This is a genomic window from Thermoleptolyngbya sichuanensis A183 (assembly GCF_013177315.1).
Taxonomy (GTDB): Bacteria; Cyanobacteriota; Cyanobacteriia; order Elainellales; family Elainellaceae; genus Thermoleptolyngbya; species Thermoleptolyngbya sichuanensis.
Genome location: NZ_CP053661.1, coordinates 1,559,723 through 1,571,513, shown reverse-complemented (window position 1 = coordinate 1,571,513; position 11,791 = coordinate 1,559,723). Strand labels below are relative to the sequence as shown.

At 49.7% G+C, this 11,791-nt stretch carries 9 protein-coding genes and 4 pseudogenes; 9 read left to right on the top strand and 4 right to left on the bottom strand.

Annotation, left to right across the window (positions count from 1 at the left end; translation table 11 throughout):
* Positions 1 to 158: 158 nt before the first annotated feature.
* From HPC62_RS06645 to HPC62_RS06635, 3 genes are all read left to right on the top strand, one after another.
* Positions 159 to 416: a helix-turn-helix transcriptional regulator gene (locus tag HPC62_RS06645; protein ID WP_225906658.1), complete on the top strand. Its 258-nt coding sequence runs from the start codon at positions 159 to 161 to the stop codon at positions 414 to 416.
* Positions 417 to 638: 222 nt separating this feature from the next.
* Positions 639 to 1,699, top strand: a protein-coding gene (locus tag HPC62_RS06640; RefSeq protein ID WP_172353248.1) for an ISKra4 family transposase whose coding sequence is annotated in 2 segments (ribosomal slippage) — positions 639 to 795 and positions 795 to 1,699 — 1,062 coding nt in all. Because the reading frame shifts where the segments join, the coding sequence is not laid out codon by codon here.
* A 54-nt stretch (positions 1,700 to 1,753) separates the two neighbouring features.
* On the top strand, positions 1,754 to 2,497 hold the full coding sequence (locus HPC62_RS06635; protein ID WP_172354305.1) for a DEAD/DEAH box helicase family protein: 744 nt from the start codon (positions 1,754 to 1,756) through the stop codon (positions 2,495 to 2,497).
* A gap of 97 nt (positions 2,498 to 2,594) precedes the next feature.
* On the opposite strand, the gene HPC62_RS06630 is transcribed toward HPC62_RS06635, so the two are convergent.
* On the bottom strand, positions 2,595 to 3,908 hold the full coding sequence (locus HPC62_RS06630; RefSeq protein WP_172353244.1) for an NF041680 family putative transposase: 1,314 nt from the start codon (positions 3,906 to 3,908) through the stop codon (positions 2,595 to 2,597).
* Between the two features lie 265 nt (positions 3,909 to 4,173).
* Between HPC62_RS06630 and HPC62_RS06625 the strand changes: the two genes are divergently transcribed.
* From HPC62_RS06625 to HPC62_RS06605, 5 genes and pseudogenes are all read left to right on the top strand, one after another.
* Entirely contained in the window at positions 4,174 to 5,016 is an 843-nt protein-coding gene (locus tag HPC62_RS06625) for a DEAD/DEAH box helicase (protein WP_172354304.1), read from the top strand.
* A gap of 75 nt (positions 5,017 to 5,091) precedes the next feature.
* Positions 5,092 to 6,066, top strand: a complete 975-nt coding sequence (locus HPC62_RS06620) for a transposase (protein ID WP_172358810.1) — start codon at positions 5,092 to 5,094, stop codon at positions 6,064 to 6,066.
* Between the two features lie 109 nt (positions 6,067 to 6,175).
* Positions 6,176 to 6,595 (top strand): hypothetical protein, encoded by a 420-nt coding sequence (locus HPC62_RS06615; protein WP_172354303.1) that lies wholly within the window; start codon positions 6,176 to 6,178, stop codon positions 6,593 to 6,595.
* Positions 6,573 to 7,319: a Uma2 family endonuclease gene (locus HPC62_RS06610; protein ID WP_172354302.1), complete on the top strand. Its 747-nt coding sequence runs from the start codon at positions 6,573 to 6,575 to the stop codon at positions 7,317 to 7,319. Before HPC62_RS06615 ends, HPC62_RS06610 begins: the two co-directional genes overlap by 23 nt.
* Positions 7,316 to 8,431: pseudogene (locus tag HPC62_RS06605) on the top strand (cysteine desulfurase family protein); the annotation flags it as partial. The gene HPC62_RS06610 and the pseudogene HPC62_RS06605, both read left to right, overlap by 4 nt.
* A gap of 36 nt (positions 8,432 to 8,467) precedes the next feature.
* Here HPC62_RS06605 and HPC62_RS06600 read toward each other — a convergent pair.
* A pseudogene (locus HPC62_RS06600) lies at positions 8,468 to 8,662 on the bottom strand (ISKra4 family transposase); the annotation flags it as partial.
* Between the two features lie 120 nt (positions 8,663 to 8,782).
* Complete coding sequence (locus HPC62_RS06595; RefSeq protein ID WP_172353244.1) at positions 8,783 to 10,096, bottom strand: NF041680 family putative transposase; 1,314 nt, start codon at positions 10,094 to 10,096, stop codon at positions 8,783 to 8,785.
* Positions 10,097 to 10,180: 84 nt separating this feature from the next.
* On the opposite strand from HPC62_RS06595, the pseudogene HPC62_RS06590 reads away from it, so the two are divergent.
* Positions 10,181 to 10,645: pseudogene (locus HPC62_RS06590) on the top strand (NF041680 family putative transposase); the annotation flags it as partial.
* Positions 10,646 to 10,763: 118 nt separating this feature from the next.
* On the opposite strand, the pseudogene HPC62_RS06585 reads toward HPC62_RS06590, so the two are convergent.
* A pseudogene (locus HPC62_RS06585) lies at positions 10,764 to 11,626 on the bottom strand (ISKra4 family transposase); the annotation flags it as partial.
* Between the last annotated feature and the right edge of the window lie 165 nt (positions 11,627 to 11,791).

Sequence of the window (11,791 nt, the reverse complement as noted above, 5' to 3'; positions counted from 1 at the left end):
TGTATCCAATTCCTTAAGTTCAACTGTTATGAACGGTTGAGCAGATTCTTTATGGCATCCTGTTGAGCATTATTGTGATGCCAGTTAGTCCAAACTAAAGTTTAATGGAGAATGAGAAAGAACCTCTTACTAGAAAAGTTTTCTAGAAAAGCGGGGAGTTGTCAAGTGTTTCTAAAAACTTTTTCCAGATGGAACAGGATCGACCAAAACTTACCCTAAAACAATTGAGGGAGAAAGCGGAACTCTCGCAGGAAGCTTTGGCACGTCTAGTCGGGGTTAGTAGCAAGACTGTCAGCAACTGGGAACGAGGAACCAATGTGGCTAGCTTGACAGTTCCTCAGATGAAAGCCCTTTGTGAGGCTTTAGGTGTAACACTCAATGAACTGCCGGATGACTTCAGTTCGGAGCGGGAATAATAGGGAATGCTCTCTTAATATATTTCTATGGATACTCCTGATCATCTTACTTCTCACGTTAGACATGATCGAGCCGCTGAAAGTAGTTCTAGTGAGGATTTGTTTATTGATATCTTTCAGGAGACGGGTGCATCCCAGTTATGCAATGAGTAGAAGTGCTTAGTGCAGATTAAGGGCAGACGCCGTAGGCTCAGAGCAGTTGCTCTAAGGATAGTTGAAGCGATGGATGCCACCAAGGAAGCCCAAATCAAAGCCCATGCACTGGCGTTAGCGGAGTTGCTTTACGACGAGACAGACCCTGAACAAGTCAAAACATTGGCCGGGATCGAAGTCGCCGTTCGTGACCACCTACTGGAGTATGTGGGGCCTGAGATCGGAAATTTTTTATCTGCACAAGCAGCGGCACAAGCTCTGGGCGAAAGCGGCACATCCAGAGTATCGTCGGACGCTTAAGTCTGAGTCAGCGCCAGAGCCAGCGGCTTAAGGTCAAGGCCCGCACCCAGTGGAGTCCTCAGGTTGAGACGTGCTGCTTGCTGCTGAGTGCCAACGAAGCCTATGCGCGAGCTGCCGACGATATCGCTGTGCTCACCGGGGTGTGCGTGTCAGGGAGTACCCAGCAACGGCTGGTGCATCGTCAAGACCTAGAGCCACCAGCGGTGGACAGCGGGGTTAAGGAAATGAGCTTAGACGGGGGCAAAGTCCGTCTGCGGACTCCTCAGGGGCAGCCCTGCCAGTGGCGCGATTACAAGGGGGTAAACCTGCATCAGTGCAGCATTAGCGCCTTCTACAAAGACAACGACAGCTTGGTCAACTGGCTCAACCAGCAGCCCTTAGCGCATCCCCTCGTTTGTCTTGGGGATGGTCACGACGGCATCTGGAACCTGTTTTCACAGATCGGGCATCGCAGCGAGCGCCTTGAGATCTTGGACTGGTACCACCTGATGGAGAATTTGGGTAACGTGGGTGGGTCTCAACAGCGTCTTGATGCCGTCGAAGCCTGCTTGTGGCAAGGGGATGTGGATGGGGCGGTTAGGCTATTCGACGACTGGTCCCATGAGCGGGTAGACCAGTTTATCGGCTATCTGGCTAAGCATCGGCTCCGTATCGTTAACTACAGCTACTACCAAGCTGAGGGGATTTCAATTGGCTCGGGTGCCGTGGAGTCGACTATCAAGCAAATTGGTAGGCGGGTGAAAATTTCAGGCGCTCAGTGGAAGGAAGACAACGTTCCACAAGTCCTTCGCCATCGCTGCGCTTATCTCAATGGTCAATTCTCATCCTGAGTCTTGTAAGACTGGGATGCACCCCAGGAGACTCTGGGGTTTGAGCGAACTCAATTGCTCATTCCTCAGTATTCCGTAACAGATATCTACGGCACTAATCGGTTTATTGATTTCGCGTTTCTTTCCCGACTGGATAAGTATGCTTTTGAAATTGACGGTGAAGTGTGGCACGCACCTGATGGTGCAATGGTTAATTCACAAATTTACCGTGACCAATTATTACGTCAGAACAGTTTGGTTTATCAGGGGTGGAAAGTTTATCGTTGGACAGATATTCAATTAAGCACTGAGCGAGAACGCATTCAGGAGCAACTTTTACTCTTCCTGGAAAGAGAAATTGTGCAGGGAACACTAGATGGATTTTTGCCAAAACAGGAAGTTGGAGAGATTTCGTTAAGAGAGCATCAGATGGATGCACTGAAACAACTGGAAGAATTACGAAATCGAGGTAAAACAATTGCTTTACTAACTCATGCAACAGGTACAGGAAAAACCCATGTTGCTATTTCCCATGCTCACTATCTAGGTTTTAGAACTCTGTATCTTGCTCATCGCAAGACTTTAGTTACTCAAACACAGGAGAGATTTTCTGAGCTTTGGTCTGATGCAACTTCTGCTATTTATCAGAAGAAAAAGAGCAAGCCGGATTCTCATATCGTGTTATCTACAATCCAGGCAATTGCAGATTCATTAAATCAATTTGATGAGCGCGAATTTGGTTACATCATTATTGATGAGAGCCATCATGCAGCCGCAGAAACTTACCGCAAGGTGATCAGCTACTTTAGCTTGGACTAACTGGCATCACAATAATGCTCAACAGGATGCCATAAAGAATCTGCTCAACCGTTCATAACAGTTGAACTTAAGGAATTGGATACAATCCTGCTCGCAGTTAAGCTGCTGTTGCAACCGGACTGTTCAGGGATTGTTCGGATGTCTTGCGTTTCGAGGCTCGTTTTTTGACCATCGGATAGCAGGGACGAGGAGTTGGCTTGTGCCCCTTGCCTCGTCCTGGCGATTTACCACGAGGTTTAGGCGCAGGAGCAGGGGTGCCAATCGCTGCCAAAATGCCTGCAAACGCTTGTGCGACCCGACCCGGAGTCAACGTTTCTTGCGGTGCCTGCCAGGGCAAGGGGTGGTCAGTACAGTCCTTTCGCGCTAACCACAACTGCCAACTGAGCAACGGCATCAGGCTGCTCCACTGTTCGGTTGCCGATACAGAACTGAACTGGGGATGTGTCCAATATAGCCTCTGCTTGGCAAAGCGATACCAGTGTTCAATGGCAAAGCGACGGAGGTAGTGCAACCACAGGGTTTCTAACGGAGGCATCTGCTCACCCAGCCAAACTAACCACAAAGGAGCCAAGCGTCGCGTGCTGCTCTGTGTCTCCAGCACCTCCACGCGCAACACTTCCATTGCCCGTTTGGGGGATTTGCGGAAATGGTATGCACTCCAACGACTGACCCGCACTCGTCCCCAGTTGGGATCATCGACTTCAACGGTTTCGACCGGGACACTCCAAGTGTCAGGGTCATTGAGTTTCATCTTATGTCCATGCTTGGCAGGTGCGCCTCGCCCTCGATACGCTGGGGGCGCGCCATAGACACATCGATTGGATGTAACCCGCAGCAGCAAGTCTGCCTCAATCCCTGCCGTTTGGTTGACAAAACTGGCATTGCCGTACCCTCGGTCGTAGATCGCCAACGGACGCACCGCTAACTGCCGAGTCACTTGTTTGAGTTGGAATGCCGCTTTACTGGCGGGTGTTTCAAAGCTGGTGATGCGCTCATGCCGCAATGGTAATGCCCAACTGCCCCTGTCTTCAGCAATCCAGGCTAAGGTACTGTAGTTTTGTCCGGCTATCGGGGCATGTCCTGTTCTGCCTGATAAGGTGCGGTCTTTCAAACGCCTGGCAGCAGGACGGTTCCACCGACTCGCATCACCTGCCAACAACGGTTGCTGCTGAGTCGGTATCTGCTGCACCAACAGCTTCAGCACCTTTGATCGGGGTAGGCGGCTATCGCGCAACGCTTCATAGGTGCTCGACCACTGGCGACGAAAGACAGGACTCTGCGATAGCCTCACAAACGACACGATGCACGCACTCACTAACACGGCATCCATCAGATCAAACAGGGCATCTCTGGCGTTTCCCAAGCTGGCATACAACGTTTGGCGAAATTGCTGAAGTTCGTTGAAAATCATGGGGTCAATGTTGGTTGTACTTCATTGACCTTACGGCAGTCGGTGCTTCTCATTGACTGCCTTCCTCTTCACCATTAGTCCAAACTAAAGCAGCTATTTTCGTGCAAAATTCATTCTTGGACTAACAGCAACGCCGGAACGCCATGATGGGCAATCCTTAACAGAAATTTTTCAGAACTGTGCCCATCGACTTGAATTAGAAGAAGCAATTCAACGAGGTTTGTTAGTTCCAATCCGCTGTATTCGAGTTAAAACGAATGTTGACTTGTCCAAAGTTCGATTTAATGGCGTTGATTACCGGAGTAATGACTTGGGACATGCTTTAAAGGTGCCCGATCGCGATCGCTTAATTGTGGACACTTATTGTAGTCATACGCTGGGTAAACGTGCTGTTTGTTTTTGCATTGATATTGCTCATGCAGAACGAATGGCAGAGCTATTCAATCAGCAGAATGTTCAAGCATCTCATGTGTCTGGGCGCATGGCAGAAAACCAGAAAGAACAGATATTAACAGACTATCGAACTGGTAAAATTCAGGTTCTTTGTGCCTGCGACATCCTTAATGAAGGCTGGGATTCTCCTGAGACAGAAGTATTATTAATGGCACGTCCCACACTGAGCAAAGTTGTTTACATTCAGCAGCTTGGACGTGGCACCCGAACTGCTCCAGGTAAAGAATACCTGCTAGTATTTGACTTTATTGACAATACCAGTCGTTATACTCAGGCACTTAATACTCATCGCTTGTTTAAAAATCCTCACTATCGCCCTGGGGCACTCGTCGCAGCCCCAAATGATATGCTGGCTGAAGAGGCAGCGACCTACGCAAAAGGCGAAAAACCGAGTGTTGTATTGGGGCTTCATTTATGGGTCGATAAGTACGAAGCAATCGACATCTTTCGTTGGCAAGATGAAGTCAAAGAGATGTATCAAACTCGTGAATTGGAAGCTGAATTGGGAGTTGCTGACAATGTTGTAAAACAGTGGGTTGTGACGGGCAAACTTATTCCTGATCACACAATTCCAATTGGGAATCAAACTTATTTCTACTTCAGAAAAGAACGACTAGATGAAATTCAGAAACAATTCAACATCCAGAAGTGTTGAAAGATAGCTCAACATACAAAAAATGGGGGCAGAATATTGTATTCTAGCCCCCAGCAAACAAAAACAATGTTTAAGATGCTAGTGTCATTTCCTGCGCTTGTCAAACCGATACTCAAGCAGTTGTGCCCACATAACTATCCTGTTTTGAACTCTCGCTTATTCTTTGAAATCTGGTTGACCTTCGTTTTAGACCAGGGTTTAACGAGCATGAGAAGCCTGTTTTATCGTCTCAACAAAGCAGGAATCAAGGTTGATATTTCCACCTTTTCTAAAGCCTGCAAGACTCGACAGGATGAACACTTTTGTCGCATCTACGCTGAGCTCATAAGACAGCTAAAACAAAAAAATCCAGCGACAGCACAGATGCTGTTTTCCATTGATTCAACGGTCATCACATTGACAAGCAAGTTGTTCTGGATGCAAGGCTATCATCAAGTCAAATTGCTTAATGGAGTCAACTTAACGCAAGGTAATCCCAGTGAATGCCTGATTCATTTTGGTCAAGGACATGACGCAAAATTTGCTGACAGAGTGACAGGAATGATTCCTGAAGATGCCATCGGCGTCATGGATAGAGGCTTTGCCAGTTGGGATTTCCTTGACCAATTAAGCCAGGATCAGACTCGCTTTGTTGTCCGCCTTAAGAACACGATGAAGACCGAGTTTGAGCATGAGCGATATCGAGTGGTTTGGTTTTGTGACTTAGAGAGCCAAACGGAGTTTCGGCTGGCGACCAATGTAGAACTGATGACGAATGAAGAGATTAGTGAAGTCTATCGCCATCGGTGGCAGATAGAAGTGCTGTGGAAGTTTCTAAAGATGCACTTGAAGCTAGATAAACTAATCTCTAAGAGTGTCAATGGAGTCACCATTCAAATCTACATGGTGTTGATTGCCTATCTGATTCTGCAATTGATAGAAATTCCAGAGTTTTATGGTCATCAATTACTAGATAAGTTGCGCTATTTGCAACTTGAATTGAGTCGTCGTTGTTCGATTGTCCATTGGAGCTACGATCTGCTGCCAGAGACACTCGTAGGAGCTTCGTAGGGTTGAATGTAAAGTTTTGTGTCTCAATTCAACACTTCTGTTCAACATCATACCGATCACAAAAGAGAATATTAAAGTTAAGTTTGTTGAGTTTGTCCAGAACATGGATATGAAATATTCCTATAAACCTGTTTTATTACTGGGCTTACTTCAACTTGCAGACTCTAGCGGAAAAATCAAAATTCCTGATCTTGTTACTTTCTTTAAAGCCTTTTACCTGAAACGATTACAAAATGGTGAAATAGTGGAAAAAACTGGAAGCAAGATGGTGCGAATTGCTGAACTGAGCGATCGCGATATTGAATCTATCCTACTTTCAATGCCTTTCGAGAAATTTGAGCGGCGCAAATTCATCCGTCGCCTGAAAGAACTCACCCTGCTCAAGTTTGACCCTGTACTTTGGAAAAGTCTCACTCAACAGGACAAAGCTGACCTCAAACAACTGGCTGAAACCGCCCTGGTAGAATATTATCAACGTCTGGAAACCCATTCATCTCTCACTCACCATGACGACCGAACGATTGGTTAAGCTACCCCCCTTGGAAAATGGCGATCGCCTCACCCGCAGTGAATTTGAGCAGCGGTACAACGCCATGCCCCAGCTCAAAAAAGCCGAACTAATCGAAGGAGTCGTTTACGTGAGTTCTCCCGTCCGCGTCATTCATAGCCAACCCCATGCCGACCTCATGACTTGGCTGGGTTCCTATCGCGCGGCTACACCGGGTATTGCCTGCTACGACAACCCCACCGTGCGCCTGGATGCCGACAACGAACCTCAACCTGATGCCGTGTTGCGTCTGGAACAGGGGGGCAACTCATGGATTAGCGATGATGGTTACCTAGAAGGCGCGCCCGAACTTGTGGTTGAAATTGCTGCTAGCAGTGCCTCCTACGACTTGCATGACAAACTGCGGGTCTACCGTCGCAATTGCGTACAAGAATACATTGTTTGGTGTACCTACAGCCAGCAGATTGATTGGTTTTACCTCGAAGATGGCCAGTACAAGCCCCAGTCTCCAGATGCTAGCGGCATTCTGCGAAGTCGGCAGTTTCCTGGTCTATGGTTAGCGGCTTCGGCACTCTTGGCGGGTCATCTCGCTGCGGTGCTGCAAACGCTTCAGCAGGGGATTGCTACCGCCGACCACCAGACCTTTGTTGAGTCTTGGGCGGCGGCGGCGGCGGCGCGGGTTGGGCGGATTGCTACCGCCGACCACCAGACCTTTGTTGAGTCGCTCCAGCCAACCCCCTTGTGATTTACCTCGACTACCACGCCACTACTCCCGTCGATCGGCGTGTGGCCGATCGCATCTATCACTTCATGACACTCGAATTTGGCAATGCCAGTAGTGTAGATCATGAGTGGGGCGATCGCGCCGAAGCAGCCATCATGCAAGCGGCTAAACAAGTTGCAGATCTAATTGGAGCCTCACCGAGGGAAATTGTTTGGACATCTGGCGCAACCGAGAGCATCAATCTGGCAATTCAAGGGAGTCTCCCCCCTAACCCCACGAAACCGCATCGCATTGGCTTAATGCCGATCGAACACAAAGCTGTCCTCGATACCTGTCGTGCATTGGAGCAGCGAGGTTGGGCTGAACTGGTTTATCTGCAAGTAGATTCCAGAGGCAGACTTGACCTGGAACATTTGGAACAAGTCTGCGCTGAGGGACTGTCTCTGCTCTGTGTCATGGCAGCTAACAACGAGATTGGCAACCTCTACCCGATTCAAAGAATTGGGCAGATTGCTCAACATTACGGCATTCCTTTTCTATGTGACGGCTCTCAGGCAGTCGGTAAAATTCCCATTCAGTTTGAACAGTGGGGCATCACCTACCTAGCAATCTCTGCCCACAAGTTCTATGGCCCCAAAGGAGTTGGGGCCATAGCTGTTCGTAAAGGCTATCACTTGGAGCCGCTTATATTTGGTGGCGGTCATCAACAAGGAATGCGATCGGGTACTCTTAACGTCCCTGGGATTGTTGGGTTAGGAGAAGCTTGTCGGTTGCGATCGCTGGAGATGGAAGAAGATGAGCGGGCGATCGCCATGAAGCGCGATCGACTTCAAGATCTGCTCCTAGAGAAGATCCCTAACCTAGTGATTAATGGAGATCTAGAGCATCGGCTGGCAGGAAATCTTCACATTTCAATTCCTGGTATTCCCAATAGTGCTGTCATCGCTAGAGTCCGTTCTAAATTAGCGATATCAACTGGATCAGCTTGTTCTTCTGGTCTAGAAGAACCTTCCCATGTGCTACGTGCACTGAAGCTACAAGACACAGTGATTGATGGGGCACTTCGTATTGGGATTGGTAAGTTTAGTCAGGATCAGGAGATTTACGCAGCAGCAGACTTCTTAATAGAAGCCTATGAAATGAGGAGCATCCCACTTTCGATGAAACAGTCAACTGGCGAGCTGTCCATTGAGGTAGGCACAGCGCAGACTCAACATGGCATTAACGGAGGCCGTATTCCAGCGAGCACCCGAAATTTGGAGGCGTCGCCCAATCTGTTTGACAGCCGATTCTACGGCTCCTGATCCAATAGAACAGAGTTGCTCAGCCTGGTAGAACCCATAATTCACGATGCGAGAGCGATGGGTGCTCCTTTAGTTTGGACTAACTGGCATCACAATAATGCTCAACAGGATGCCATAAAGAATCTGCTCAACCGTTCATAACAGTTGAACTTAAGGAATTGGATACAATCCTGCTCGCAGTTAAGCTGCTGTTGCAACCGGACTGTTCAGGGATTGTTCGGATGTCTTGCGTTTCGAGGCTCGTTTTTTGACCATCGGATAGCAGGGACGAGGAGTTGGCTTGTGCCCCTTGCCTCGTCCTGGCGATTTACCACGAGGTTTAGGCGCAGGAGCAGGGGTGCCAATCGCTGCCAAAATGCCTGCAAACGCTTGTGCGACCCGACCCGGAGTCAACGTTTCTTGCGGTGCCTGCCAGGGCAAGGGGTGGTCAGTACAGTCCTTTCGCGCTAACCACAACTGCCAACTGAGCAACGGCATCAGGCTGCTCCACTGTTCGGTTGCCGATACAGAACTGAACTGGGGATGTGTCCAATATAGCCTCTGCTTGGCAAAGCGATACCAGTGTTCAATGGCAAAGCGACGGAGGTAGTGCAACCACAGGGTTTCTAACGGAGGCATCTGCTCACCCAGCCAAACTAACCACAAAGGAGCCAAGCGTCGCGTGCTGCTCTGTGTCTCCAGCACCTCCACGCGCAACACTTCCATTGCCCGTTTGGGGGATTTGCGGAAATGGTATGCACTCCAACGACTGACCCGCACTCGTCCCCAGTTGGGATCATCGACTTCAACGGTTTCGACCGGGACACTCCAAGTGTCAGGGTCATTGAGTTTCATCTTATGTCCATGCTTGGCAGGTGCGCCTCGCCCTCGATACGCTGGGGGCGCGCCATAGACACATCGATTGGATGTAACCCGCAGCAGCAAGTCTGCCTCAATCCCTGCCGTTTGGTTGACAAAACTGGCATTGCCGTACCCTCGGTCGTAGATCGCCAACGGACGCACCGCTAACTGCCGAGTCACTTGTTTGAGTTGGAATGCCGCTTTACTGGCGGGTGTTTCAAAGCTGGTGATGCGCTCATGCCGCAATGGTAATGCCCAACTGCCCCTGTCTTCAGCAATCCAGGCTAAGGTACTGTAGTTTTGTCCGGCTATCGGGGCATGTCCTGTTCTGCCTGATAAGGTGCGGTCTTTCAAACGCCTGGCAGCAGGACGGTTCCACCGACTCGCATCACCTGCCAACAACGGTTGCTGCTGAGTCGGTATCTGCTGCACCAACAGCTTCAGCACCTTTGATCGGGGTAGGCGGCTATCGCGCAACGCTTCATAGGTGCTCGACCACTGGCGACGAAAGACAGGACTCTGCGATAGCCTCACAAACGACACGATGCACGCACTCACTAACACGGCATCCATCAGATCAAACAGGGCATCTCTGGCGTTTCCCAAGCTGGCATACAACGTTTGGCGAAATTGCTGAAGTTCGTTGAAAATCATGGGGTCAATGTTGGTTGTACTTCATTGACCTTACGGCAGTCGGTGCTTCTCATTGACTGCCTTCCTCTTCACCATTAGTCCAAACTAAAGTTAGTTTGGCTGGGTGAGCAGATGCCTCCGTTAGAAACCCTGTGGTTGCACTACCTCCGTCGCTTTGCCATTGAACACTGGTATCGCTTTGCCAAGCAGAGGCTATATTGGACACATCCCCAGTTCAGTTCTGTATCGGCAACCGAACAGTGGAGCAGCCTGATGCCGTTGCTCAGTTGGCAGTTGTGGTTAGCGCGAAAGGACTGTACTGACCACCCCTTGCCCTGGCAGGCACCGCAAGAAACGTTGACTCCGGGTCGGGTCGCACAAGCGTTTGCAGGCATTTTGGCAGCGATTGGCACCCCTGCTCCTGCGCCTAAACCTCGTGGTAAATCGCCAGGACGAGGCAAGGGGCACAAGCCAACTCCTCGTCCCTGCTATCCGATGGTCAAAAAACGAGCCTCGAAACGCAAGACATCCGAACAATCCCTGAACAGTCCGGTTGCAACAGCAGCTTAACTGCGAGCAGGATTGTATCCAATTCCTTAAGTTCAACTGTTATGAACGGTTGAGCAGATTCTTTATGGCATCCTGTTGAGCATTATTGTGATGCCAGTTAGTCCAAACTAAAGGTGCTCAGATAGGCTTCAAAATTGCGGGCTTGCTTGCGCCGACAGTCGGCAAAGAGGGCCCTGGCGGCTTCCACTTGACCTTGCCATAACAGCATTTCCGCCGCTGCTAAGCGCTTGAGCGACCCACCGACTTTGTAGAGGTTTTCTTTGAGATGGTACCAATCGAGGATTTCCCAACGGGTCTCAACGGTGGTGAGTTGAGCAAACAGATTCCACACCCCAGCGTGACCATCGCCCAGACAGACCTGTGGGGAGAGCAAGCGTTGAGCGCTGAGATAATCAATCAAGCTGTCATTGTCTTGGAAGAAGGCGTTGTAATAAATCCCCTCCACCCGCACCGCTTTGTAGTCTCGCCACGGGCTATCGGACTCTAGCAGGTCACGCAGACGGACTTTGCCGCCATCAATGCTGACCTCACTGACGCCTTGTTTAGCCTCGGCAGACTCGAACGACTGACGCCCCACCAGACGTTGTTGGGTCGAGTGCCCGACCCGCATCCCGGTCAGGGCTACGATGTCATCCTCTGCATCTTGAAACGATTCGTTGGCACTTAAGCGTAGGTTGGCTTTCTCTAGGCCACCACTGAGACGGCTGTAAGCCTTTACGCCTAACCGTTCTGCCTGACTTTGACGAATCTCAAGGACCCCTACCAAACTCTTCAATCGGCGAACCCGGCCTCGGGCGGGGTAGGCTTTCTGGTTGACAAAAAAAGGGCAACTCGAGGGCTCACCTCCTCTAGCATTTGCCGTCGTACAGTCTGCTCGATGCCTTCTAGACTATCGAGCCCCTCTCGGTTGCTATTGCGATACAAAATCTCGGCGATCTCTGCTGTACAAGCTTCCAATCGCTTTTGGTCTTCAGGTGTCATGGTGAGTCATCCCTGGGGCTACCCTCCCATTCTCACCCTTCGCACTGTTTTCGCGAAAGTGGGATGCTCCCTATGAAATGACCCGTCAATCTTTGTATGCTTAGGACTAATTCAATCTGTAATTCAATCTGTTAAGCTCTTTTGACGATCGAAGAATATCGAAGA